At 61.6% G+C, this 23,664-nt stretch carries 23 protein-coding genes; 11 read left to right on the top strand and 12 right to left on the bottom strand.

Going from position 1 to position 23,664, the window contains the following annotated elements; translation table 11 throughout:
* Positions 1 to 8 precede the first annotated feature (8 nt).
* The 7 genes from M727_RS0115460 to M727_RS0115430 form a co-directional block, all read right to left on the bottom strand.
* On the bottom strand, positions 9 to 824 hold the full coding sequence (locus tag M727_RS0115460) for a sugar phosphate isomerase/epimerase (protein ID WP_027153441.1): 816 nt from the start codon (positions 822 to 824) through the stop codon (positions 9 to 11).
* Positions 825 to 1,014: 190 nt separating this feature from the next.
* Positions 1,015 to 1,857 (bottom strand): carbohydrate ABC transporter permease, encoded by an 843-nt coding sequence (locus M727_RS0115455; protein WP_023797144.1) that lies wholly within the window; start codon positions 1,855 to 1,857, stop codon positions 1,015 to 1,017.
* Between the two features lie 5 nt (positions 1,858 to 1,862).
* Positions 1,863 to 2,759 carry a sugar ABC transporter permease gene (locus M727_RS0115450; RefSeq protein WP_027153440.1) on the bottom strand — a complete coding sequence of 299 codons (897 nt, stop codon included), beginning with the start codon at positions 2,757 to 2,759 and terminating at the stop codon, positions 1,863 to 1,865.
* A 139-nt stretch (positions 2,760 to 2,898) separates the two neighbouring features.
* Positions 2,899 to 4,146 (bottom strand): sugar ABC transporter substrate-binding protein, encoded by a 1,248-nt coding sequence (locus M727_RS0115445; protein ID WP_023797146.1) that lies wholly within the window; start codon positions 4,144 to 4,146, stop codon positions 2,899 to 2,901.
* A gap of 114 nt (positions 4,147 to 4,260) precedes the next feature.
* A complete protein-coding gene (locus M727_RS0115440; protein ID WP_027153439.1) occupies positions 4,261 to 5,406 on the bottom strand; it encodes an ABC transporter ATP-binding protein in 1,146 nt (381 codons plus the stop codon).
* A gap of 90 nt (positions 5,407 to 5,496) precedes the next feature.
* The gene (locus tag M727_RS0115435) at positions 5,497 to 6,447 is read right to left on the bottom strand and encodes a PfkB family carbohydrate kinase (RefSeq protein ID WP_023797148.1); all 951 of its coding nucleotides are present in this window, start codon (positions 6,445 to 6,447) and stop codon (positions 5,497 to 5,499) included.
* 3 nt (positions 6,448 to 6,450) lie between these two features.
* Positions 6,451 to 7,251: a class I fructose-bisphosphate aldolase gene (locus M727_RS0115430; protein ID WP_023797149.1), complete on the bottom strand. Its 801-nt coding sequence runs from the start codon at positions 7,249 to 7,251 to the stop codon at positions 6,451 to 6,453.
* Between the two features lie 158 nt (positions 7,252 to 7,409).
* Here M727_RS0115430 and M727_RS0115425 point away from each other — a divergent pair, with 158 nt between their 5' ends.
* The 3 genes from M727_RS0115425 to M727_RS0115415 all read left to right on the top strand — a co-directional run bounded on the left by M727_RS0115425 (position 7,410) and on the right by M727_RS0115415 (position 10,572).
* Positions 7,410 to 8,171: a DeoR/GlpR family DNA-binding transcription regulator gene (locus tag M727_RS0115425; RefSeq protein WP_023797150.1), complete on the top strand. Its 762-nt coding sequence runs from the start codon at positions 7,410 to 7,412 to the stop codon at positions 8,169 to 8,171.
* A 258-nt stretch (positions 8,172 to 8,429) separates the two neighbouring features.
* The gene (locus M727_RS0115420; RefSeq protein ID WP_027153438.1) at positions 8,430 to 9,578 is read left to right on the top strand and encodes a Gfo/Idh/MocA family oxidoreductase; all 1,149 of its coding nucleotides are present in this window, start codon (positions 8,430 to 8,432) and stop codon (positions 9,576 to 9,578) included.
* 16 nt (positions 9,579 to 9,594) lie between these two features.
* Positions 9,595 to 10,572: an alpha/beta hydrolase gene (locus tag M727_RS0115415; RefSeq protein WP_027153437.1), complete on the top strand. Its 978-nt coding sequence runs from the start codon at positions 9,595 to 9,597 to the stop codon at positions 10,570 to 10,572.
* On the opposite strand, the gene M727_RS0115410 is transcribed toward M727_RS0115415, so the two are convergent.
* The gene (locus tag M727_RS0115410) at positions 10,560 to 11,585 is read right to left on the bottom strand and encodes a LacI family DNA-binding transcriptional regulator (protein ID WP_156941544.1); all 1,026 of its coding nucleotides are present in this window, start codon (positions 11,583 to 11,585) and stop codon (positions 10,560 to 10,562) included. The two genes, M727_RS0115415 and M727_RS0115410, sit on opposite strands and share 13 nt — an antisense overlap.
* Positions 11,586 to 11,712: 127 nt before the next feature.
* Here M727_RS0115410 and M727_RS0115405 point away from each other — a divergent pair, with 127 nt between their 5' ends.
* The 8 genes from M727_RS0115405 (at position 11,713) to ugpC (ending at position 19,926) form a co-directional block, all read left to right on the top strand.
* A complete protein-coding gene (locus M727_RS0115405; protein ID WP_027153435.1) occupies positions 11,713 to 12,657 on the top strand; it encodes a sugar kinase in 945 nt (314 codons plus the stop codon).
* A complete protein-coding gene (locus M727_RS0115400; protein WP_027153434.1) occupies positions 12,654 to 13,940 on the top strand; it encodes a D-tagatose-bisphosphate aldolase, class II, non-catalytic subunit in 1,287 nt (428 codons plus the stop codon). The genes M727_RS0115405 and M727_RS0115400 overlap by 4 nt, the downstream gene beginning before the upstream one ends.
* A gap of 149 nt (positions 13,941 to 14,089) precedes the next feature.
* Positions 14,090 to 14,974 carry a dihydrodipicolinate synthase family protein gene (locus M727_RS0115395; protein WP_027153433.1) on the top strand — a complete coding sequence of 295 codons (885 nt, stop codon included), beginning with the start codon at positions 14,090 to 14,092 and terminating at the stop codon, positions 14,972 to 14,974.
* A 24-nt stretch (positions 14,975 to 14,998) separates the two neighbouring features.
* A complete protein-coding gene (locus tag M727_RS0115390) occupies positions 14,999 to 15,658 on the top strand; it encodes a GntR family transcriptional regulator (RefSeq protein WP_027153432.1) in 660 nt (219 codons plus the stop codon).
* A 63-nt stretch (positions 15,659 to 15,721) separates the two neighbouring features.
* A complete protein-coding gene (locus tag M727_RS0115385) occupies positions 15,722 to 17,059 on the top strand; it encodes a sugar ABC transporter substrate-binding protein (protein ID WP_027153431.1) in 1,338 nt (445 codons plus the stop codon).
* On the top strand, positions 17,059 to 18,000 hold the full coding sequence (locus tag M727_RS0115380) for a sugar ABC transporter permease (protein ID WP_027153430.1): 942 nt from the start codon (positions 17,059 to 17,061) through the stop codon (positions 17,998 to 18,000). The genes M727_RS0115385 and M727_RS0115380 overlap by 1 nt, the downstream gene beginning before the upstream one ends.
* Complete coding sequence (locus tag M727_RS0115375) at positions 18,001 to 18,822, top strand: carbohydrate ABC transporter permease (RefSeq protein ID WP_023797160.1); 822 nt, start codon at positions 18,001 to 18,003, stop codon at positions 18,820 to 18,822.
* Positions 18,823 to 18,867: 45 nt separating this feature from the next.
* Entirely contained in the window at positions 18,868 to 19,926 is a 1,059-nt protein-coding gene (ugpC, locus tag M727_RS0115370) for a sn-glycerol-3-phosphate ABC transporter ATP-binding protein UgpC (RefSeq protein WP_027153429.1), read from the top strand.
* Positions 19,927 to 19,979: 53 nt separating this feature from the next.
* Here the strand turns inward: ugpC and M727_RS0115365 are convergent, their stop codons facing one another.
* The 4 genes from M727_RS0115365 to M727_RS41510 form a co-directional block, all read right to left on the bottom strand.
* Positions 19,980 to 21,074: a LuxR family transcriptional regulator gene (locus M727_RS0115365; protein ID WP_027153428.1), complete on the bottom strand. Its 1,095-nt coding sequence runs from the start codon at positions 21,072 to 21,074 to the stop codon at positions 19,980 to 19,982.
* 122 nt (positions 21,075 to 21,196) lie between these two features.
* Positions 21,197 to 22,807, bottom strand: coding sequence for an alpha/beta hydrolase (locus M727_RS0115360; RefSeq protein ID WP_198032643.1), 1,611 nt, complete (start codon positions 22,805 to 22,807; stop codon positions 21,197 to 21,199).
* A gap of 129 nt (positions 22,808 to 22,936) precedes the next feature.
* Complete coding sequence (locus M727_RS41515) at positions 22,937 to 23,107, bottom strand: hypothetical protein (RefSeq protein ID WP_156941543.1); 171 nt, start codon at positions 23,105 to 23,107, stop codon at positions 22,937 to 22,939.
* A 234-nt stretch (positions 23,108 to 23,341) separates the two neighbouring features.
* Complete coding sequence (locus M727_RS41510) at positions 23,342 to 23,485, bottom strand: hypothetical protein (protein ID WP_156941542.1); 144 nt, start codon at positions 23,483 to 23,485, stop codon at positions 23,342 to 23,344.
* Between the last annotated feature and the right edge of the window lie 179 nt (positions 23,486 to 23,664).

Raw genomic sequence — 23,664 nt, 5'->3', positions numbered from 1 at the left:
TCTTTTCCTCACGCGCCGTAGCCGCGCATCGTCTGGCGGTTGGTCTTGACCGCGGCGGCCGGATCGGCGGCGGCAGTCTCGGATTCTTCTTCCAGCACCAGCCAGCCGTTGAAACGAGGTGCGGCGCTGGCGATATCGATCACCGCTTGGGTATCGCAGACGCCCTTGCCGAGCATCGCCCAAGTGCCGCTGGCATCGACGTCTTTCAGATGCACGTAGCGGATGCGGTCGCGGTAGGTGGTGAGCGTATCTGCCATGTCCTGATGGCTGCGCAATATGTGGCCGGTATCGGGCACCCAGCCGACAAGCGAGGGGTCGATCAGCCTGAAAATCCGATCGTAGTCGGCACGGTCGAACAGCAGCGTGTTGTGGTGGGAACTGGGATGGACGGCGATGTCGACGCCGGCCTTGCGTCCGAGTTCGCCGGCCTTGTTGTAGACCTCGGCCGCGATGGCAAACTTGTCGTCACGCGGGCCGTCGGACACGACGGTGGCCGAGCCCATCGAAACCAGCGCGCCTGGAAAGGCAGCGGCAAAATCGATCCAGCGTTTCGCTGTCTCGAGGTCGGCGCCGATGCTCTCCATCAGCGTAAAGCCGCTCTTCGAGCCGAAGGCGAAAGAAACAAGGGTGAGGCCGGCCGATCTTAGCGCCGTGGCGAATTCCGCCGGCCTGTCGGCATAGCGGCCGATCATCGTGTCGGTGATCTCGATGCCGGCATAGCCGCCATCGGCGATCACCTTAAGCAGATCGTCGGGACCACCGGTAAAACGCTCTCCGAGCATTTCCCAGGTGAAGGTCTGGCAACCGACTTTCAGGTCTTTCATGCTTTCATTCCTTGATGCCGCACTGCGTCAGCCCTTTGTTGATGTGGCGCTGGATGAACAGCACGAGCACGATTCAGCGGCGCTATGAAGACGCCCGAGGCCGCGGCGATATCGCCTGCTAGCAGAGAAGGTCCAATCCATCGATTTCGACGCGCGGCCTTCCCCATCGGTTCTCCGTGGGAGGGACATCCTACTTGACCGAACCCGCGGTCATGCCGGCGAGGAAGAACCTCTGGGCAACGAGGTAGATGAGCAAGAGCGGTAGCGAGCCCAGCACGCTCATCGCCATCATCTGGTTCCATTCGAAGGCGTGCTGCCCCATCAAAAGTTGGATGCCGATCGGGACGGTGCGCATGGACGTTGACTTCGTCAGCGTCAGCGCAAAGAGAAATTCGTTCCAGCACAACAGGAAGGTGTAGACCGACGTCGCCACGATACCAGGCAGTGAAATCGGGACGATCACCCGCCAGAGTGCGGTCCAGCTGGTGCCGCCGTCGACAGCCACCGCTTCATCGAGATCGCGGGGCAAGGTGTTCAGATATCCCGTCATCAGCAGGATCGCGTAGGGCAGCGTAAACACCAGGTAAGTCAGGATCAGTGCGACGTAGGTGTCGAAGATGCCATACGAGACGACAAGCCCGAAGAAGGGGATCAAAAGCGTGATCGGCGGAATCGTCTGCGTGCTGATTATGAGTGTGTTGAGGCTGCCCTTTCCGCGGAAATTGAAACGGCTGAACCCATAAGCCGCCAGCAAGGCGATCAGGACCGTCAGCACGGTCACCGCTCCGGCCACGAAGTAGCTGTTGAAGAAGAAGCGCAGCTTTACCGGGTCGCCAAGGATGGCCGCATACGCTTCCAGCGTGAAGGCCTTCGGCAGGACGGTTGGTGGCAGGGCAAAGATTTCGGTATTCGACTTGAACGAGCTGCTCAGCATCCAGTAGATCGGGAAGGCCGCGAAAAAGAGCCCTGCGGCAAGCGCGACATGGAGCGCGACGGTGATCAGTCTGTCTTTCGGTGTGTGCCTTTTCCTCATGGTGACTACCGAGCCTTTTGATAGCGGATGTAGAACAGCGTCAGGCCGAGAGAGATCAGCAGGATGACCACGGCGCTCGCCGACGCCTGCGACAGGTTGTAGCTCGAAAACGCCAGCTTGTACGTGTAGGTGCTGAGGACCTCGGTCGAGTAGATCGGACCGCCGCCCGTCGTTATCCAGATCAATGGAAAGACCTGCATGGTCCAGATGAAGTCGAGCAGCGAGATGCTGATGATGATCGGCATCAGCTGCGGGATGGTGATGAAGATCAGTTTCTGGTAGGCCTTCGCCCCGTCGATATCGGCGGCCTCGTAGAAATCCTTGGGAATGCCCTGCAAGCCTGCGAGCAAGCTGACCATGAAAAGCGGGTAGCCCGCCCAGATATTGGCGAAGGTGACGGCGTGCAGCGCGGTCGCCGTCGAGGAAAACCACTCGACCTTGGAACCGATGATGCCCATCTGCATGAGAACGCTGTTCACGACACCGTTCGGCTCGAGCAGGAGGCGCCAGATCACGGCGATAATCACCGCGGTGAACAGCCAAGGCAGTATGTAGAGCACGCGCAGAATGTTGCGCAGCGTCGGATTGATGCGGTCGCTGTTCAGCATGAGTGCGAAGACCATGCCGATGGTCATATGGAAGATGACACTCATGCAGGTGAAGTAGAGCGTGTGCCACAGCGAGGCCCAGAACACCGGATCGGCAAAGATCGCGTGGTAGTGTTTCAGTCCGGCAAAGGATGGGTCGCGACGCAGCACCGCGCTGTTCTGGAACGAATAGCCAATCACCGTCACCATCGGCAGTAGCATCAGAAGGCCGATGATGAGGAGCGAGGGTGACAGATAGAGATAGGGTGCGACCGCTCGTTTCAGTCGATGGTGGGAGCGCTTCTGCCGAGTCATGTGCCACCCTTGGGATGTGCCTTCAAGAGGAAGGTGCGCTTCGGAAAGAGGTCCATCTCAAATTGCCGATCCGTTGTTGACGGGTGGCCTGCCCTAAGTCAGGCTACCCGGTGGAAGATAGCAACGGGGAACAGGTCGCTCAGAATTTCGCCATCCAGCCCTTTTGAGCGTTGGCTGCGGCTTCTTCCGGAGACTGCTCGCCGGCGAGCATCTTCTGGGCTTCCACGTCGAACTGGGTCATCAGGTCTTCAGCCACCGGCAGACCCGTGAACTCGTTGGCGAGATAGCCGGTCTTGAAGATTTCGAAAGCCTTGGCGAAAGCCTTGTCCGAGGTCACGAAATCGGGCTTGGCATTGACGTTGCCCGGGAAGGCGTTTGCAAGCGTCACGAGCTTGGCGTTCACCTTTTCACTCATAAGATATTGGACGAGCTTCCAGGCTTCCTCCTGATGTTTTGAGGCCGCAGAGATGCCGATGCCCCAGGAGGCGTAGGGAAGGCCGCGCTTGCCGTTGTAATTCTCCACGACCGGGACGGGGATGAGGTCGAAGTTCAGCTTGGGATTGCGTTTGCGAATGAGGTTCACATGCGCGAGCGAGTCGATCATCATTCCGACCCGATCGTTCACGAATTCCTCGACCTTTTCCTGCTCGGTCTTGGTGGCAATGCCGGGCGAAATGACGCCGGCGTCGTTCAGCGATTTGACGAAGGTGAGCATATCGACGACCGGCTTGCCCTCGAGAGCCGGCTTGCCGTCAGCCATCATCGATTGACCCGAGGCCCAGACCCACGACATCAGGTCGTTCTGGACACCGGACGGCGTTTGCAGCGACAAGGGCAGCACCCAGCCATACTGGTTCTTGTCGGCATGGGTCATCTTCTTGGCGGCTTCGAGAAACTCCGCGCGGGTCGACGGCAGCTTGGTCACGCCTGCCTGGGCGGCGAGATCCATGTTTACGAAGACCGGATAGACGAACGAAGCCACGGGAAACATCACCGCCTTGCCGTCCACCTTGATGATATCCGCGACCTGGGTCTGGTCGAACTCGCTCGCATCCATCATCGGGTTCATGTCGGCCAGCGCATTCTGCGCGTTCAGATTGTTCACCCAGGCGCCGTCGAGACCGACGACGTCGCTAAGCGTTCCAGTTGCAGCACCAACCGAGATCTGGTCTCGCGTGGTCGCATAGGGGCCGCTGACCAGCGTCACCTTGATTCCGGGGTTTGCAGCCTCGAAGTCATTCATGATTGCCCTGAGCGAGCCGGCCGGCAATTCGGGCTCCCACCATTGGGTGAATTCCAGCGTGGTGTCCGCCATGGCGCCGGTTGCGCCAAGCAACCATGCGGCCGCGGCTATTTTCAGCATCGCGGGTTGTATCCGAAACATCATTTTCTCCTCCTTCTTTAAGATCGACCGCACAATGCGGACGATCGTCTGCTCTACTCAGAAGCCTTCTTGCGTTTCGCAGGCGCCTCGCTCTCGCCTGCGGTCTGCCGCAGATCTTCAGATCGCCAGATGCGTCTCGGGATCGAAGAAATGGAACTTGGCATCATCCAGGGCCAACCGGATTTCCGAGCCGGAGTGGACGGCGCTGATCGGCTCGAATCTCGCCACCGCGTTCGATGCCAGGCCAAAATCGTCCACCGCGTCCGGATCGCCGGAGTCCACCCGGACCGCGTCGATGTTCAGATGGACAATATGTTCGGATCCGAGTTCTTCGATCGAGGTCACCTTGGCCGGTATCGTCTGATACTTGCGACCGGATTCGAGGCTGCTGTCATAAAGATCCTCCGGTCGTATGCCGAACACGACCTTGCGCCCCGCAAACGACCTCAAGCCCGGCCTGCGCACGAAGGCTGCCTCCTGCAGCCGGATGGCGAAGGGGCCGGACATCAGTTCGTCGCCCGTCAGGGTCGCCTCGAAAAGGTTCATCGAAGGAGAGCCGATGAAGCCGGCAACGAAGGCGTTCACCGGCGATTCATAGAGCCTCTTGGGTGTATCGACCTGCTGCAGCACGCCGCCTTTCAACACCGCGACCCTGTCCCCCATCGTCATCGCTTCGATTTGATCGTGGGTCACGTATATGGTCGTTACGCCGAGCTGCTTTTGCAGACTGGTGATTTCGGCGCGCATTTGCACGCGCAGTTTCGCGTCCAGATTGGAAAGGGGTTCGTCCATGAGAAAGGCGGCCGGCTCGCGCACCATGGCGCGGCCCATGGCAACCCGTTGACGCTGTCCGCCTGAAAGGTTCGCGGGTTTGCTGTCCAGCAAAGACGTCAGCTGAAGGGTTTTGGCGATCTCGTCCACGCGCTTCTTGCGCTCGGCCTTCGGCTTGCCTGCCAGCCGCATCGAAAAGGCGATGTTTTCGAACACCGTCATATGCGGGTAGAGCGCGTAGCTTTGGAAGACCATCGCGATGTCGCGGTCCTTGGGCGGCATGTCGACGACGTCGACTCCGCCGATCCGAAGGCTGCCGCTGGTGATGTCCTCCAATCCCGCGATCATTCGCAACGCGGTGGATTTGCCGCAGCCGGACGGCCCGACGAGAATCAAGAACTCGCCGTCCTCGACCGATAGGTTCAATTGGTCGATTGCGCGAAAATTGTTACCGTAGGTTTTGCAGATATTCTCAAGAATGACTTCTGCCATATTCCTCCCTCCGCAAGTATAAGCCGCTGATTTTTATAACCCTCCTCGGAGCATGTTCACCTGCGAAATATTTCATCGTATAGTTTCTAGCTATGTTCCAGTATTGACATGCGTTTTTTTCAGTTCGACTGCTGACGGCGCGTTCGTCGATGCCAGGAGTTCTGTAACCTGGTCGTCGGTCGGAAGCGCCTCGCGCCCGCCACGGCCCGTTATCGAAAGGGCTGCCGCCGCGGCCGCGAATGCCACCCGGCCTGCGGTGCCGGCTCCGCGCGTCAACGCATGGGCATAGGCGCCATGAAAGCAGTCACCCGCACCGGTCGAGTCGACGACCACAATTCTGTGCGGGGGCAGGTGCCAGAGACCTGTCTCTTCACGCCCGCGATAGTACACGCCCCTGCCACCGTCGGTCAGAACCACTGCGGACCGCGACGGCAACCACAATGCATCGAGCATCTCGGCGGGCGATCGGCACCCCGTGGCAGTCCGCGCAAAGCCGAGTGGAAGAATGAGATGGTCGCAGAGCGCGATCAGCCGCTCCGTGGCTGGGCCGCTGCTCCATTCGATATCGCCGAGGATCGCAAGGCCGAGATCGCGAGCCCGAGCCACGACATCCAGGGACCGGATCGCGTAGCTATCGACGATCAGGACGGTCGCGCGGCTGAGGATATCGTCCGGAAAATCCGGAGCGGTGCCCAGCATCGCATCGTCGTCATACGCGATGAACCGTTCCCCGTCCGAGCCGACGGTGATCCGCGAGCGCACCGGGCGCGCGTCGGGGTGGCGCGGCGCGAATGCGGTTTCAACACCGCTCGCAACGAGATCGCGCAGCACGGCGTCGTCCGCGGCACTGCCCAGCCATCCGGCGAACCCGGCGGTTCCGCCGAGTCGCACGACGGCGGCCAGCGCCGTCGCAACATTTCCCCCGAAAGCGCGGGCACTTTGCAGAACCTTCCCCTTGCCCGCCGACAACGGCTGATCGACGTAGACGATGTCGTCGATCGCAATAGCGCCGAAGCCGAGGATCGCGGGGACGGTGGGCATCGTTCAGGCACCCGCCTTCGCCAGGGCGTCTTGCGCCGAAAGGCCGTCATGGATGACGCCCCGAAAGGCAAGCGCTGCCTTCTCCGGATCGCCATGCCCCCAGAGATTGCGGCCTACCACGGCGCCGCGTGCGCCGGCACGGATGGCGTCCGCCGTCTGCTGAAGCGCGCCGAGCAGCGTATCGGTCTTTGGACCGCCCGCGATCACAACCGGCACCGGGCAGGTCCGGACGGTCTCTCGGAACGACTCGAAATCGCCCGTGTAGCCGATCTTGATCACGTCGACGCCGGACTCGTAGCCGATGCGCGCCGCATAGGCGATCTCGTCGGGGGTGAAGACGATTTTTGCTCCGTCGGTGAAATCGCGAGGGTAGATATGCGCCACCACAGGCATGCCGTAGCGGGCCGCTGCATTTACCGAATCGGTCAGCCAGCGTATGTATTTGCCCTCGGTCGCGCCGCGTACCGGAATGGCCACGGCCAACGCATCGGCCCCCGCGCGCACCGCATCCTCGGGCGTTGCGATCAACTCGCTGATGCGATCGTCCGGAGTGAAGCAGCCCGCCTGAATCACCAGGGAAGCTTTGCCCGCATATTGCGGCCACAGATGGCGCGCGGTGCCAGGCTGGATGCTGACGTAGTCGGGTTTGCCCACCATGACGCGTGCGAGCGCACCCGGCAGGTCGGCAAGGCCGCCTTTGCGCACGTCGCCATAGCCGACGAAGTGGTCGACCGCGCCGCCAAAAAGTTTCCCCGATGGATGCGAGAAGAGGCGCGCAAGACGCACCTTGGTTCCTAGGCTCATGAGTGCAAAATTCCCCAATCGTTTGATTTCAAAATCCTGGACCCAGTGTTTCCGAAAGAAACAAGAAATACAATCTTTCGAAAGCTTTCGAATTTGCATATTTTTGGTAAGCTGAACCGAGGCCAGAGCGGTTGCTTGGCGCAGGGAAGGGCAGGGCAATGTTGTCGGAGCAGAGACGCCAATCGATCCTGGGTGAGGTGCAGCGCAGCGGACAGGTGCGCACGAAGGACCTGTCAGACGGGTTTGGCGTGTCGGAGGTCACGGTGCGTTCCGACCTCGAGATACTTGACCGCAAGGGACTGCTGACCAAGACCCGTGGAGGGGCGGTGACCCGGACCACCGATTCGACTACGGCCGCGTTCGCCCGGCGGATGCAAACGAACCTCGACGCAAAGAAGCGCATCGCCCGGGCGGCGCTAGACCTGTTCGAGGACAACCAATCGGTCATCTTCGACGGCGGCTCGACATTGATGCAGGTTGCCATGCAGTTACCGCCGCTCAGCAATGTCGTGGTCGCGGCCACGGCCATGAATATCGTGCAGCATCTTATGCATCGTCCCGGGCTCGACGTTCATATGATCGGCGGCCGGGTCTATCCCGACACGGTGAGCACGCTGATCACCGATGCCGATACGGCTCTCGGCGGCTTGGTAGCGCATCAGGTCTTTGTTGGAGCGCATGCGATAGACTCGTCACTGGATGTGGTCGACGTGAACGAAGACATGGCGCGAACGAAGCGAAACCTCGTTCGCATGGCGCGGCGCGTTGTCCTCCTCGCCGATTCGAGCAAATGGGGCGTCAGCGGGACCTCCAAGGCATTTTCGCTGTCGGCCGTCGATGTGGTGATCACCGACGATGGCCTGCCCGGTCCAATACGCAGCCAGCTTGAGATGACCGGGGCCAAGGTGATCTATGCCTGAACCCATCTCGGTCCCTGACCGCGACGGAAAGATCCAGTGCGCGCATGACCCACGGGATTCGCATCGGCTGTTGGCCGTCAGTCATGTTCTCCTCCTCAAGGCTGGCGGCCTCCAATGTTGCGCCATCATTTTCGCATGTTCTATAATAATTTTACGCGCGTCAATATTTAAAATGCTGTAAAGCGGCTTTCGAATGTGATCCGTTGCTGGTGCAATGATTCAACCAGAGCGTTGCGACGTCGGGAGGTAGAGTGGAAAATGCCAGGAAAATCAGGAGCTAAGCTCGGCATCGGCGTTGTCGGGTGCGGCAATATCTCGATGACCTATTTGCGCAATGCGGCCCTGTTCGGCGAGGTCGAGCTACGCGCCTGCGCCGACATATCGCCCGATTTGGCGGCCCTGCGCGCCAGCGAATACGGCATCCGGGCGGTCAGCGTCGATGCGCTTCTGGCCGACCCGGAGATCGACCTCGTCCTCAACCTGACCATCCCGGTGGCGCATTTCGACGTTTCGCTTTCAGCGCTTACGGCGGGCAAGCACGTCTTCACCGAAAAGCCGCTGGCGACCTCGGCCAAGGACGGCAGGCGGCTTGTCGCCGAGGCGGCGGAGCGCGGGCTGCTGCTGGGCTCGGCCCCGGACACCTTCCTTGGCGCCGCCGGACGGCGGGCACGCCGCCTCATGGACGAGGGTGCGCTCGGCCGACCGGTGACCGGCACCGCCTTCATGATGGGGCGCGGCATGGAGCACTGGCATCCCAATCCGCAATTCTACTATCAGCCCGGCGGCGGACCGGTCTTCGACATGGGTCCCTACTACCTGACGATGCTGGTCAATTTGCTCGGGCCGGTGGCCCGCGTGATGGCGATGGCGACGCGGGGCCAGGAGGAGCGGCTGATCACCGCCGAAGGCCCCTACCGGAACACCAGCTTCAAGGTCGGCACACCGACCAACATCCTGTCGCTGCTGGAGTTTCGCTCAGGCGCCACCGTCACCTTCGGCGCCTCGTGGGATGTCTTCAGGCACTCCAACCACCCGATCGAGCTGCATGGGACGGAAGGCTCGCTCAGGCTGCCCGATCCGGATACGTTCGGCGGCACCGTCTCGCTGTCGGAACGAGGGGCCGACTGGGCCGACTTCCACAGTGAGAGCGAACTCTATGGCGCGCGCAATTGGCCCTTCGCCGCGCCCGACCGCGCGAATTACCGCATGCTCGGCGTTGCCGATCTTTCGCGCGCGCTGACAACAGGAAGAAAGCCGCGGGCGTCCGGCGACCTTGCGCTTCATGTGCTGGAAATCATGGAGGCGATCCTCGCTTCGGGTGAGAGCCGCGAGTCCGTCGCCGTCAACGCAACGGTCGATCAGCCGCCGCGCTTCCAGGACGCCGAAGCGGCGAGCCTGCTCGCCTGATATCGGAGGGCTTACGATGACGACATTGCTTTCACCCTTGCTCGATCCGGAGGCCCGGCATGTGCTCGACCTTGACCGGCAGGCGGCCGCCCCGCCATTCGAAGCCGGCACGCCTGAAGAGGCGCGCCGCGCCTATGAGGAGGGCGTTCCGGCACTCCAGGGCGAGCGCGAGCCGGTCGGCTCATTGACCGAGCGCACCATCACCGGACCCGGCGGCCCGTTGACGCTCAGAATCTATCGCGGACAGGGCGCGGTCGGAGCCGCTGCCCCGGCGCTGCTCTATCTGCATGGCGGCGGCTGGGTGATCGGCAATCTCGAGTCGCATGACGAGATCTGCCGCTGGCTTGCGAATATGGCGGCCTGCGTCGTCGTCTCTCCCGACTACCGGCTGGCGCCGGAACACAAATTTCCGGCGGCCATCGAAGATTGCCGCGCCGTACTTTCCTTCATGCAGGGCGGCGCGGGCGATCCCGGCATCGACGCCGAACGGATCGCTGTCGCCGGCGACAGTGCCGGCGGCAATCTCGCTACCGTGCTTTGCCTGCTTGCGCGCGGCGACAAGAAGCCGCCGGCGGCGCAGCTGCTGTTCTATCCGAACACGGACGCCTCGCAGGCGGCGGACAGCTATCGCCGCTTTGCCGACGGTTATGGCCTGACTTCGGCGACCATGGCCTGGTTCCGCGACCACTATATCAACCATGCTGGCGATATTGATGACTGGCGCGTGTCGCCGCTCAAGGCCGCAAGCCTTGCCGGCGCAGCGCCGGCTTTTGTCGCAATCGCCGGCCATGATATCCTCGCCGACGAAGGCGAGGCCTACGCGAAGCGTCTGGAAGATGACGAGGTGCCGGTCGTTCTGCGGCGCTGGCCCGGCCAGATCCACGGCTTCGTTTCGATGGGCCGCCACGGTCCGGCGGCGCGGCAAGCGGTCGGCGCGGCAGTTGCCGCATGGCGCGGCTTCGATCCTGTGTTTGGAAACGCTCAGGCCGACTGACGCATGACCAGCGTCGCGTCGAGTTTGACCTTGGCTGCAACTGTCGCGTCGTCCTCATCCAGCAAGGCCAGCAGCGTCTCCACGCTGCGTCCGGCCATCGAAGCGAAGTCCTGCGCCATGGTGGTGAGGGCAGGGCAGGTGTAGCGGCTCAGCGGATGGTCGTCATGGGCTGCGACCCGCAGGTCGCAATCGCCCTTGCGGCCGACCTTGCGGCCTTGCGAGTAGGCGGCGGCCATCACGCCGAAGGCGAGACGGTCGTTGGCGCACAGAATGGTCTTGCCCGGCAGACCGCCACGCGCGAGCATCGCTTTCATCTGCTGGTAGCCGATCCGTTCGAAATCCCAAGTGTAGTCATAAGGGGTGCCGATGAGCACCGGCTCATGCCCGAGCCGCTGCATGGCGCCGACATAGCTGTTCAGGCGCTCGCGCGAATTGTGGTTGACGTGCGGGATGTCGAAATAGACCGGGGCGTCACCGGAGCGGCAGAGATAATCGACGATGGTCGAGACGCTCTGGCTGTTGTTGTTGCCGACGAACGGCGTGTCGCCCTCGAGATAAGTGTCGAAATAGACGATCGGTATGGTCTGTGTCAGCTTCTCCAGCGTGCGCTCGTCGGAGCGCAGGCCGAGCGGCGCGATCAGCGCGCCGGAAACTTTCAGGGAAAGAATGGTTCGTGTCGCTTCCACTTCGAGCTCGCGCAAGCCGTGCGAGGAGATCACGATCGGCCAGTAGCCTTCGTCGCGCAGCCTGAGTTCGATGCGGCTGACCATTTCCGAATAGAAGGGATCGCCGAGCGTCGGCACGACAATGCCGATGCTGCGGGTCCGCTTGCGGTTGAGGTTGCGCGCAAAGAGATTTGGCTGGTAGTCGGACGAGCGCAGCGCCACTTCGATCCGCTGACGTGTCGCCGGCTTGACGCTGGTCGGATCGTCGAAGTATTTCGACAGTGTCGGCCTGGAGACACCACAAGAGCGAGCAAAATCCTCCATCGTCTTGTGCGTCATCGACATCAAAACCCCCGAATGCAAGGCGAAACTTTACAGAAAAATTGCATAGTTTCCATGCGTAAATTTATTAATTGACGCGAAAAAGCACAAGCCGTATTCACTTGCAGTGGGCGAATTCGAGGGATTCCGCGAGATGAAGAAGCTGGTCGGTGCCGGCGAGATTCTGGTCGAAATCATGGCCGAGCGGATCGGCCAGAGCTTTCTCGAGCCTGGTCCGCTGCTTGGACCTTACCCGTCGGGCGCGCCCGCGATCTTCATCGGCCAGGCGGCGGCGCTCGGCCAGCCGGCCGGTCTCATCGGCGCCGTCGGCGACGACGATTTCGGCAGGCTGAACATCGATCGGCTGCGGGCACTGAGCGCCGACGTGTCGGCGATCGCGGTTCACCCGGGCCATGCGACGGGCACGGCCTTCGTCACCTACCGCGCCGACGCCACCCGGCATTTCGTCTTCAACATCCGCAACAGCGCCTCCGGCCTGATCGAGACAAACGCGGCGGCGACAAAGCTGCTCGCCGGTGCCGATCATGTCCATGTCATGGGTTCGTCGCTGTTTTCCGACCGCGCCATCGCGGTGGCGCTATCGGCGATCGAGACGGTCAAGGCCAAAGGGGGAACCGTGTCCTTCGATCCGAACATCCGCCGCGAGATCATGCAGGCATCCGGCATGCGCGAAGCACTCGACCAAGTGCTGGCGCAAGCCGACATCTTCCTGCCGAGCGGCGAGGAGCTCTTCCTGTTTTCATCCGCCAAGGACGAGAAGCGTGCAGTCGACGAACTGCTGGCCCGCGGCCTGTCCTGCATCGTCCTGAAGAAAGGCGCCGCCGGCGCCGTCTATCATGATCATCACCGTGCGGTCGCCTCGTCCGGCTTTGCCGTCGACGAGGTCGATCCGACCGGCGCGGGCGATTGCTTCGGTGCTGCTTTCGTCTCGTTCTGGTTGCGCGGGGCGGCTCCTGCCGAAGCCCTGCGGATCGCCAATGCCTGCGGCGCGCTTGCCGTCACCCGCAAGGGGCCGATGGAAGGCATTTTCCCGCTTGAAGCGGTCGAGGCCTTCATTGCCACGGGGAACACGCAGTGAGTGACGCGACGCGAAGGTTTGCGAACATTGCGGCCCGACGCGCCGCAGGCGAGAGAAGCGGCATCGCCTCGGTCTGCTCGGCGCATCCGCTGGTCATCGAGGCTGCCCTGCGCCATGGTGCGGCGCGGCGCGCGGATGTGCTGATCGAGGCCACCTGCAACCAGGTCAACCACGACGGCGGCTACACCGGGATGACACCTGCGGGGTTCCGCAGCTTCGTCGAGGCGCAAGCGCACAAAGTCGGCTTCCCCGTCGATCGCCTGATCCTCGGCGGCGATCATCTCGGGCCGAATCCCTGGAAGCACATGGCTGCCGCCGCCGCGATGAAGAAGGCTGCGGCGATGATCGATGCCTATGCGAGCGCCGGCTTCACCAAGATGCATCTGGATACGAGCATGGCCTGCGCCGACGATCCAGCCGTGCTTGCCGATGAAACGATCGCCGCGCGCGCGGCTGAACTTGCTGAAATCGCCGAGGCGGCGGTCGAGCGGGCAGGCGGCGAAAAACCGGTCTACGTCATCGGCACCGAAGTGCCGGTGCCGGGCGGGGCTCTGGAGGCGCTCGACCACCTGCATGTGACGGCGCCCGGCGATGCCTTGCGCACCGTAGAAATCCACGCGCGAGCGTTTTCCCGCGTCGGCCTCGAAGCCGCTTTTGGCCGTGCGGTCGGTGTCGTCGTCCAGCCCGGCGTCGAGTTCGGCAACACCGAGATCGTGCCCTATGCACCGGCCAAGGCGACTGAACTGGTGGCTGTGCTCGACCGTATGCCGCAATTGGTTTTTGAGGCGCATTCAACCGACTACCAGCCGGCCGAAGCGCTCAATGCTCTGGTTCGCGACGGTTTTGCCATCCTCAAGGTCGGCCCTTGGCTGACCTTCGCGCTTCGCCAAGCGCTGTATGGGCTCAGCCATATCGCGGATATCCTCGCCTCGGACCCTTCGCGCGAAAGCCTGCCTGCCGCGATGGAACGCATCATGCTGGCGTCGCCGGACAATTGGCAGCAATACTATCCGGGCACGCCGGACGAGCAGCGCGTGCAGCGGCATTTCTCGTTCAGCGACCGCATCCGTTATTACTGGCCGACGCCGGAGGCGCAGCGCGCAACAAGGACGCTGCTGGACGTATTGGGCGAGAAGGATATACCCCGGCCGCTGATCAGCCAGTATCTGGGGCAACTCGACGCCGAGGTTGCCGCACGCCGGGTCAAGCCCCTCGCTCACGAGCTTCTGATCGGCAGCATCACGCGTGTCCTCGATATCTACGCGGACGCGACGGGACAGTAGGGATCGCGCTGCCGGAAAGACGGCAGCCGCCCAAATCCGCATCATATATTCGTCCGATGTCGACGCCGTTTGGAAAAGGTCCCGCCGCAATTTACAACTAACATGTCAGTGTGGTAGTACTGCTTGCACATCGACATCTGGAGAGAATAGTGGTCTCGCGCTTTGGTCTTTCGGTTGCTCTCGCCACGCCTTTCGATGCGTCCGGGCAGATCGCCATCCTTCCCATGGTCACACAGGCCCGGGCTTGCCTTGGCGCCGGCTGCAGCAGCGCCACGCTCTTTGGCACCACCGGGGAAGGCGCCTCCGTGGGCACGGCAGAGCGGCGGATTGTTACCGAGGCCATGCTGGCCGCCGGCATTCCGGCACATCGGCTCGTTGCCGGCGTGCTGGTCGACGCGGCCGAAGACGCCGCCGAACAGGCGCGGCATGCCTTGCAGTGCGGCATCCGCAACATCCTGCTGGCTCCGCCGAGCTACTTCAAGAATGTCGGCGAGGACGGGCTGTTCGGATGGTTTTCTGCCGTCTTCGCTGCGCTCGGGCCGCTGGCTCGCGGCATCCTCCTCTACAACATCCCCTCTGTCACCATGGTGCCGCTCCCGCTTGCCCTGATCGGTCGGCTGTGTGCGGCCTTCCCCGGCGTGATCGCCGGTGTCAAGGATTCGGGTGGCGACTGGAGTTACAGCGAGGCGCTGCTAAGAGCCCATGGCGACCTGGTGATCCTGATCGGCGACGAGCGGCACCTGGCCAGAAGCGTGCGCCAGGGCGGGCAGGGCGCCATTTCCGGCATGGCCAATTTCGTCACCGGCGAAATCCGCGCCATGGCCGAGGATGGGCGCGACGATGCCCGTGTCGAGAGCTTCGTGCTCGAATTGCTCAAATATTCGGTCATCCCGGCGGTGAAGGTCATGGTGGCACGCAAAACCGGCGACGAGCGCTGGCTGGCGGTCCGTCCGCCGCTGGAGCCGATCGGTTCGCAGGGGCGGCAACAGCTTGCTGCCGCCTATGACAGGCTGTTTGCGACAGAGCCGGCCTGACCGGCAAAGGGAAGCGCGCTTGAAATGGACGACAGCAGCGAACCGGCAACCCTCAGGGAAAGAGCTTATGCCAGCTTCACGCGGCATTTGCTGGCCCGCGATCTGCGGCCGGGACAGTTCGTGTCGCAGCGCGAACTGGTTGCCTTTACCGGGCTGCCGCTAGGCGCCATCCGTGAGATCGTGCCGCGTCTCGAGGCCGAGGGGCTTTTGACGACCATCCCGCAGCGCGGCATGCAGATCGCCCATATCGACATCAACCTGATCCGCGAGGCCTTCCAGTTTCGCCTGTTCATGGAGCGTGAGGCGGTGGCGCTGTTCACCGTCAACGCCTCCGACGCCGTGCTCGCCGGCCTGCGGCGCGAACATGAGGACATGCTGGCTCAAGCCTTGTCGCAGACGCCGACGCCGGAAATGGAAGCCAAGGCCCAGAACATCGATTGGACCATGCACGACACCTTCATCGATGCGCTGGGCAACGAGATCATCGCCAAGGCGTATCTGGTCAATTCGGTAAAGATCAGGCTGATCCACCAGGAGCGTTTCCGCATCGATGGGCGCGTCGTGCCGGTGATGCAGGAGCACCTGACGGTGATCGAAGCGCTCGAGAGCCGCGATCCGCAAAAGGCGGTCGAGGCGATCAGCCGGCATATCGACAATGCGCGCCGGTTGGCGCTCCAGATCTGAGGACGTATGGTTCGCGGCTGCCGCGACACTATCAACAACGACAGCAACCCAAGGGAGGAAGAAATGTCGTCTAATCCGATCAAGCCAACGAGAAGGCAAGTCCTTGCAGGAACCACGGCGCTCGCCGCCGCGGGCCTGGCCGGCCTTCGCCCGAGCTTTTCCGCCAGCGTCGACTGGAAGCGCTTTGCCGGCACCACGCTCGACGTCAATCTGGTGAAAAGCCCGCGCAGCGACACCATCCTGAAATACATCGCCGAATTCGAGGAACTGACCGGCATCAAGGTCAATGCCGAGGCGACGCCGGAACAGCAGCAGCGGCAGAAGACGGTGATCGAGCTCAGCTCCGGCAGACCGAGCTTCGATGTCGTGCATTTGAGCTATCACGTGCAGAAACGCCAGTTCGAAAAGGGTGGCTGGCTGGCCGACATCGCCGGCTATCTCGCCGATCCGACGCTGACCGATCCCGGCCTGGTCGAAAGCGATTTCGCCGAGGCCGGCATGCTTTTCGCCAAGGACAACCAGGGCGTGCTGCGTTCGCTGCCCTTCTCGGTGGACTACTGGATCGTCTACTGGAACAAGGAGCTGTTCGAGGCCAAGGGCCTCAAATACCCTGAATCGTTCGACCAGCTGGTGGCCGCCGCCGAAGCGCTGACCGATCCATCGACCAACACGTTCGGTTTCGTCGCCCGCGGTCTGAAGAATGCCAACACGCCGGTGTGGACGTCGCTGATGCTCGGCTACGACATGACGCCGCTCGACGACAAGGGAAAGCTGCGCACCGAAACGCCAGAGGCGATCGAGGCCGCTGCCCTCTACCAGAGGTTGATGACCAAGTCCGCCCCTCCGGGTGTCACCGGCTTCAATTGGGCTGAAGCGCAGTCCGCCTTCCTGCAGGGCAAGATCGGCATGTGGTTCGATGGCGTCGGTTTTGCCCCGCCGATGGAAAATCCCGAAAAGTCGCGCGTGGTCGGCAAGGTCGGCTATGGCGTCATGCCCAAGGGGCCCAAGGCGCATGCCTCCGGGACGTTTGGCGACGGCCTCGGGGTGACCGCCTCCAGCGAAAAGAAGGAAGCCGCCTATCTGTTCTGTCAGTGGGCGGTTTCCCCGGCGATGGGCGCGCGCTTGCTCCAGGCCGGCGCCGGCGTGCCTTTCCGCAAGTCGGTGCTGGAAGACCCAAAGGTGCGCGAAGGCGTCACCATGCCGGCAAGCTGGCTCGATGCAGTGGTTCAGTCCGGCAATATCAGCAGGCTGGCGCTGCCGGTGATTATCCCGGTCACCGAGTTCCGCGACATCTACGGCGTGGCGTTGACCAACATGATTGCCGGTGCCGATCCTGCCGAAGAGCTGAAGAAGGCCACCGCACAGTTCCAGCCGGTTCTCGACAGGAGCGAGCAGGGCTGATGTCGACCATCGCCCCTGCACGCACCGGGGTGACGACTGAACAGGCCATCGAAGGGAGCCAGACGATTCGGCTGGCTCCCAACTACTGGCCCTTCGTCGTTCCGGCGCTCGTCGTCGTTAGCGCCGTGATCGTCTTTCCCTGGGCGTTCACGCTCTGGATGAGCGTCAACCGCTGGACGCTCGGCCAGTCGCGGAGCTTTGCCGGGATGGAAAACTATCTCCGTCTGGCCAGCGACCCGCGATTCTGGGAATCGCTTGTTCATACATTGACCTACACCTCGCTGTCGGTGGCAGCGCCGATGTTCTTGGGCACCGTCGCCGCCCTGATCTTCGACGCCAGGTTTCCGCTGCGAGGCCTGCTGCGCGGCGTCTTCGTCATGCCGATGATGGCAACGCCGGTTGCCGTGGCGCTGGTCTGGACCATGATGTTCCATCCCCAGCTCGGTGTGCTCAACTACCTTCTGTCGCTGGTCGGCATCCCGGCGCAGGAATGGATATTCAACGCCAACACGGTCATCCCTTCGCTGGTCGCGGTCGAGACCTGGCAGTGGACGCCGCTGGTGATGCTGATCGTGCTGGGCGGGCTGGCCTCGGTGCCGCGCGAGCCGTTCGAGAGCGCCGAGATCGATGGCGCCAATGCCTGGCAGCAATTCCGCTACCTCACTTTGCCGATGATCGCGCCGTTCCTGATGATTGCGTTGATCATCCGCACCATCGATGCGCTGAAGAGCTTCGACATCATCTATGCGATGACCCAGGGCGGACCGGGCACGGCGTCCGAAACCATCAACATCTATCTCTACAACACCGCCTTCTCCTATTACGACATCGGCTATGGCTCGGCCATGGCCGTGGTGTTCTTCATCGTCATCGTGGCGCTGTCCTTCATTCTCCTGATGCTGCGCCAGCGCTCGCAGTGGAACGACGCGGAGGGCAAATAGATGAGCTCACGGTTGCTCAACCAGATCGGCCTGTTTTTCGCGGCTCTCGTCATCGTCTCGCCGGCGATTCTTTTCTTTCTCTGGATGATCTCGCTTTCGCTGAAATTCGAGATCGACAACGGCGCCTATCCGCCGATCCTGATCCCCGAACGCTTCGCCTGGTCGAACTATGTAAAAGTGTTCGAGGAGAACAATTTCCTGCTCTATCTCTGGAATTCGGTTCTGGTGACCGGCACGGCGACACTGCTGGCGCTGCTGATCGGCGTACCGGCCGGCTATGGCATAGCGCGGCTCAAGGCCGAAAAATCGGCGGTCGTCATCATGATCGCCCGCATGACGCCGGGACTGTCCTATCTCATCCCGCTGTTTTTGCTGTTCCAATGGATCGGGATCCTCGGCACGCTCTGGCCGCAGATCATCATCCACCTGGTGGTGACGGTGCCGATCGTGGTCTGGGTGATGATCGGCTATTTCGAAACCACGCCGATGGAACTGGAAGAGGCGGCCAACATCGACGGCGCCAGCTCCTGGCAGGTGTTCCGGCTGGTTGCCCTGCCCATCGCCAAGCCGGGCATCGTTGTCGCCTTCATCCTGTCGGTCATCTTTTCGTGGAACAATTTCGTCTTCGGCGTGGTGCTCGCCAGCCGTGAGACGCGGACGCTGCCGGTCGCCGTCTACAACATGCTTTCCTACGAGCAGGTGAGCTGGGGGCCGCTCGCCGCCGCCGCACTGGTGGTGACGCTGCCGGTGCTGGTGCTGACCATGTTCGCGCAAAAGCAGATCGTCGCGGGACTGACCGCCGGCGCGGTCAAGGGCGGCTGAAGACGCATTCCAGCTCGACATCAATTTTTCTCCCGGAGAAATCCAATGGCATCGGTAACCATCAACAACGTGCAGAAGGCTTTCGGAGCCACCAAGATCATTCACGACGTCAGTGTCGATATCGCCGACGGCGAATTCGTCATCCTGGTCGGCCCGTCGGGATGCGGAAAGTCGACGCTGCTGCGCATGATCGCCGGACTTGAAACGATCTCGGGCGGCAAGATCACCATCGGCGAGCGCATGGTCAACAATCTGCGGGCGCGGGACCGCAACATCGCCATGGTGTTCCAGAATTACGCGCTCTATCCGCATATGACGGTGGCCGACAATATGGGCTTTGCCCTCAAGATCAAGAAAGCCGATCCGGCCGATACCGCTGGCCGCGTCAGGAATGCCGCCACCATCCTCGGCCTGGAAAAACTGCTTGAGCGCTACCCGCGTCAGCTCTCCGGCGGCCAGCGCCAGCGCGTCGCCATGGGCCGCGCCATCGTGCGCGACCCGCAGGTCTTCCTGTTCGACGAGCCGCTTTCCAATCTCGACGCCAAGCTGCGCGTCCAGATGCGCGGCGAGATCAAGGCGCTGCACCAGCGGCTCGGCACCACCACGATCTACGTCACGCATGACCAGATCGAAGCCATGACGATGGCCGACAAGATCGTCGTGCTGCATGACGGCCTGGTCGAGCAGATCGGCGCGCCGCTCGACCTCTACGACCAGCCGGCCAATCTCTTCGTTGCCGGCTTTATCGGCTCGCCCGCCATGAATTTTATTGCCGGCCGCATCGAGGAAGGCGTGTTCCGCAGCGCCGGCGGGCTGACCCTGCCGCTGCCGGAAGGCGCCCGACCGACCGACGCTGCAGGACGCGAACTTGTCTACGGCATCCGTCCCGAGCACATCCGCGCAACTGCCCAGGGCATGCCGGGCACGGTCACGCTTCTGGAAGCCACGGGTTCGGAAATCTTCGCCAAGGTCGACTGCGCCGGCGAGGAAATTGCCTGCCTGTTCCGCGAGCGGCTGCCGCTTAAGCAGGGCGCCCAGGTACGGTTCGAAGTCGATCGCGCCTGCGCCCACCTGTTCGACGCGAAAACCGGTCGGCGTATGTGATTAGCGTGGCCGGCGTGGCGGGTTGGCTCACGTGAAGACGATATTCACGCGAACTATCGGCCGTTCGAGAGCCTTGTGAGAAGCGCGACCAGCTCCGACTGCCGATGCGTCTGCGTCTTCGCGAAGACCGATTTCAGCTGGTTGCGCCCGGTCTCATAGGAAACGCCAAGTTCGTCGGCTGCAGCTTCAACGCCGTGTCCCGAGCAAATCTTTCTCGCCAGCCTCGCTTCGGACGCTGTCAGCCTGAAGCAGGACTGCAGCACGGCTTCGGCAGGAGGAGGTCTCGCGTCAGGATCAATGAGGATGACGATTGCCTGGCACGGCGCCAGCGCGTTGTAGCAGACTTTCGGCAGTCGCAACGGATAGGCAAGAAGCGGCCGCCCTTGCAGTCTGGGCAGCGGCACGGGTGGCATCGATGCGGCCGTGTCGGGCGAACACAGCAGCGCTTTCAGCGATCGGTCGAGAGCATCTGTCGCGGTTCGGTCAAAGGAGACCAGACGCCGGCGCGTAATCTGCAGGCCTCGTCCCAGAAGCGTTTCCGCCGGAGCGTTGGACCGGAGCACATTGCCGCTCCTGTCCAACATGATGGCAGGCGTTTCGGTGGCGCCAAACGCATCCAGTGCCGCGTCGGCCCTCCCGAAACCGATTGCCCGCGCAACTGCGGCCACAGAGCCCAGCTGTCTTGAAAGGTCCGCCAGCTGTCTCATTTCGTCTGGCGTGAACGGACCCTGTCGGATCGACCTCTGCAGCGACAGTGCCCAGAAGTCGTCTCCTGCAGCGATCTTGACGAGCGCGCACCATCGCAGGCCGAAAGGCGCGAGGAATTCCTGGTAGTATGGATGCCTGGCGATACCGTCTGACGTCAGCAGGTCGAACTCCGAGGTGACGCCTTTCCGATCGAGGAAGTTGACAAGGCGATACCGCTCGTCGCGGTCAATCCAACCATCGCGGACATAGGTGTCGAGAGAAGGGGCCATGGTGCGGCTGCAAGGCACGTGTGGCAAATGCCCTTTTATGTCGAAGAGCAGCGCTCCGGCGCTCCCGGTGGCCTTTTCGGCCACCTCCATCGCGGCATCCCAGCGTGATGGATCGAGGGCTGCCTCGACAAAGGCAACACCGATCGCGTCAAAATCGAAAGCAGCGCCCACCGCTAGCCCCTTGGTAGGCACCTATCCAAACACATTGAAGTTTGAATTGCGAGTCGGGCCGCCCTCAGGGCCGCCCGCGATCGTGATGCAGCTTGGCGGTGCTTGCCGCCAGGTCGCCGGAACTAGTGTTCCTTGGGCGTTGTTGAAGAGCGGTGCCCGAACCGGAACGGCGACCTCATCTGCTTTGGCGACCGTATCGCCGCAGCCCGCTGCGTTACCGGCCCTCGCCACTGCTCCTCCGACGCGGCGGTGAACTGCGGGGCCTGCATCCGCCCAATGCACCCAGTCTTCAGCTTGCGTCTGGGGTTCGCCAGGAAATCGGCGACAACCTCAGATCCGCAAGGGTCGGAATCGATCACATCGTGCCCAATCCCGCGAAGCACGACGACCTGCCCAAAAGGAAGGCTTTTGGCCGCACGATATGCCCAGTGAGTTGGTGTTGCCGGATCATACTCTCCCGACAACAGCAGGGTCGGGATATCCAGGCGGCGAGGATGCTTTTGCGAAACCGTCATTCCTTCAGGAAACCAAAGCGGGCAAACCCAGGTATAGTCGGCCTCTCCGATCCACTTCGTCCAGTATTCGAGGCGCTTGTCAGGCAACTCGTATCTGTTGGTCTCAGAGCAAGTGACCGAAAAATCCATGCCCTGGGCAATCTCGGTATCGTCATGCTCAAAGATCATATCCGCAAGCGGTCTGAAATCGTTTTTGTATGTTTTCTCGACTAGCTTTGGAAGATCTTCGATAGCGTAACGATCATATAGCAGCCCGAATATAAGCTCAAGAAAATCCGCACCGGAGACATATCTGTACTGAGCGGGAGCGTTTTCCCTGTCATCGCTCCGCAAAAGCACCGGCTGTTTGTCCAGCTGCTTTACGATCGCTCGCACCGCGTCTCCCAGTCCGCGCATGCAATTTTTTGATTTTTGGCAATCTCGTTCCAGCAGTCGCAAGGAACGATCCAGATTTCGCCCATCTTCCTTGAGGTAGTCGATATCAAGGGGAAGAACGGAATCCAGAATGCTCGCCGAGACGCCCTCTGGATGCTCGTTCATCACTTCCAAGGCAACTCTTGTGCCGTAAGAGACGCCGTAGAGTACCCACTTCTTTATGCCAAGAGCCATGCGAACGTCGTTGACGTCTGCTGCATTTTCGGCGGTGTTGTAGGCGAAGAGGTCAATGCCCTTTGCTATCAGCGCGCTTCGGCACGCGACCACCTCATCTCTCATGAGCTTTTCAAAGCTGATTTCAGCATCGACGCTTAGCGAAATGGAGTTCCAATGATCGGCCTTGAAGTATCGCGAACAGCTCAGCCTGGGAATTGACTTTCCTATCCCTCGTTGGTCGACCACGACCACTCGACGCCCGATCATCCAATTTTGATCGCTTATGAACTGCCACCATGCCTCGATGTCTTCCCTGTCGCCAATATCGGTGGGCTGGCCAGGCCCGCCCGTGAGAAACACAATGGGCTCATGCCGCTCGCGGTCGGGTTCGAAGACCACCACCGATAGGGTGATTTCAGTCTCAGAAGCTTTTTTGCGGTTTTCAGGGACATTGAGAGTCCCGCACGTCATTCCACGGTCGCGCGGGATCTCGAACCAGCAATTCGTTTTTTTGAACTCTCCCGCATGGATATCCCCGCTCCACGCGCAAAAGAGAAATACAGCAGACGCGAGCTTCAGGAGTACTCGATCCAGATTGATGAACGTACGCCGGAAAGAAGTGTGCATGTTGCCCTCCATCATGCAGCAGGCCCTGAGGCATTCTCTCGCCACCGCTGAGCTTGGACGCGGTTCGTAGCTGGCGTCGCATCACCCGGCGGGATGAGTGCGGTCAGTGTGGCAAACGCAATAGCGACTTTATCGGTGCTCCTCGACGAATGCCTTGCAGGGCAGTGACAACTGCTCGATCATGCTTTCAAGATCGCATTTGCCGATCGGCATCATTGGGCAGAGCCGTTTGTAGTCACGGTTGCATTGCTTGCCCTGGAAATTTTTGAAAGCTTTTGCCTCGGCGACCGGCGGGTTCAACAGTATTCCCGAGCAGGCTAACGCCAAGCCTAACCACAGATGCTTCCCCATAACGCTCCCCACCGGTTGATCCCAAAATACGGGGCACAGGGTACTCCCCACGCAATAGATGATCGTGGTTTCCCGGCCCACCGAATAGCTATCAATTATGAGTGCCTTCAATGGGCCGCGCATGACCCATTTGAGTACAGGGTCATAGGCGACGATGGCGTCCGGGCAGTTGTCACCGTTAGCCTACTCCTGCGCGTTCAGGAGCGTCGCATTCGGTTGGCGCATGCTGACGAGATCGTCGGCGGGCACGCGGACTGCTTCGATGCCGTACCTGCCGCCGCCGAGCGGGAAGACATAGATGTTGGGGACGCCTTCGCGATCCAGCAACGACTGTCGCCACCGGCATACCAATCAGCACTACGAGTCTGAGCCGGCCTCAAGCGGCTCGCGTCGGACGCCATTGTGGGGGTCGATGAGCAGTAGGTTCCGTTCATGACGCCCAAAGACCGTTTCACGTTAACCGTTAGGAAACGACGGTCTTGTTAAATGAGTTTTCCCAAGGGACA

Origin of the sequence: Mesorhizobium sp. WSM2561 (assembly GCF_000513915.1) — a bacterium.
GTDB lineage: Bacteria > Pseudomonadota > Alphaproteobacteria > Rhizobiales > Rhizobiaceae > Mesorhizobium > Mesorhizobium muleiense.
The sequence above is the reverse complement of the archived record's forward strand: the minus strand, read 5'-3'. Positions and strand labels throughout refer to the sequence as shown.

What these genes read in the sequence shown, in the direction of transcription:
- ugpC (WP_027153429.1), top strand. Translation starts at nt 18,868, where the DNA reads ATGGCATCGGTAACCATCAACAACGTGCAGAAGGCTTTCGGAGCCACC.
- M727_RS0115430 (WP_023797149.1), bottom strand. Translation starts at nt 7,251, where the DNA reads ATGAGCCTAGGAACCAAGGTGCGTCTTGCGCGCCTCTTCTCGCATCCA.
- M727_RS0115415 (WP_027153437.1), top strand. Translation starts at nt 9,595, where the DNA reads ATGACGACATTGCTTTCACCCTTGCTCGATCCGGAGGCCCGGCATGTG.
- M727_RS0115360 (WP_198032643.1), bottom strand. Translation starts at nt 22,807, where the DNA reads ATGCACACTTCTTTCCGGCGTACGTTCATCAATCTGGATCGAGTACTC.
- M727_RS0115420 (WP_027153438.1), top strand. Translation starts at nt 8,430, where the DNA reads ATGCCAGGAAAATCAGGAGCTAAGCTCGGCATCGGCGTTGTCGGGTGC.
- M727_RS0115390 (WP_027153432.1), top strand. Translation starts at nt 14,999, where the DNA reads ATGGACGACAGCAGCGAACCGGCAACCCTCAGGGAAAGAGCTTATGCC.
- M727_RS0115460 (WP_027153441.1), bottom strand. Translation starts at nt 824, where the DNA reads ATGAAAGACCTGAAAGTCGGTTGCCAGACCTTCACCTGGGAAATGCTC.
- M727_RS0115385 (WP_027153431.1), top strand. Translation starts at nt 15,722, where the DNA reads ATGTCGTCTAATCCGATCAAGCCAACGAGAAGGCAAGTCCTTGCAGGA.
- M727_RS0115455 (WP_023797144.1), bottom strand. Translation starts at nt 1,857, where the DNA reads ATGAGGAAAAGGCACACACCGAAAGACAGACTGATCACCGTCGCGCTC.
- M727_RS0115380 (WP_027153430.1), top strand. Translation starts at nt 17,059, where the DNA reads ATGTCGACCATCGCCCCTGCACGCACCGGGGTGACGACTGAACAGGCC.
- M727_RS0115440 (WP_027153439.1), bottom strand. Translation starts at nt 5,406, where the DNA reads ATGGCAGAAGTCATTCTTGAGAATATCTGCAAAACCTACGGTAACAAT.
- M727_RS0115405 (WP_027153435.1), top strand. Translation starts at nt 11,713, where the DNA reads ATGAAGAAGCTGGTCGGTGCCGGCGAGATTCTGGTCGAAATCATGGCC.
- M727_RS0115375 (WP_023797160.1), top strand. Translation starts at nt 18,001, where the DNA reads ATGAGCTCACGGTTGCTCAACCAGATCGGCCTGTTTTTCGCGGCTCTC.
- M727_RS0115450 (WP_027153440.1), bottom strand. Translation starts at nt 2,759, where the DNA reads ATGACTCGGCAGAAGCGCTCCCACCATCGACTGAAACGAGCGGTCGCA.
- M727_RS0115425 (WP_023797150.1), top strand. Translation starts at nt 7,410, where the DNA reads ATGTTGTCGGAGCAGAGACGCCAATCGATCCTGGGTGAGGTGCAGCGC.
- M727_RS0115435 (WP_023797148.1), bottom strand. Translation starts at nt 6,447, where the DNA reads ATGCCCACCGTCCCCGCGATCCTCGGCTTCGGCGCTATTGCGATCGAC.
- M727_RS0115445 (WP_023797146.1), bottom strand. Translation starts at nt 4,146, where the DNA reads ATGATGTTTCGGATACAACCCGCGATGCTGAAAATAGCCGCGGCCGCA.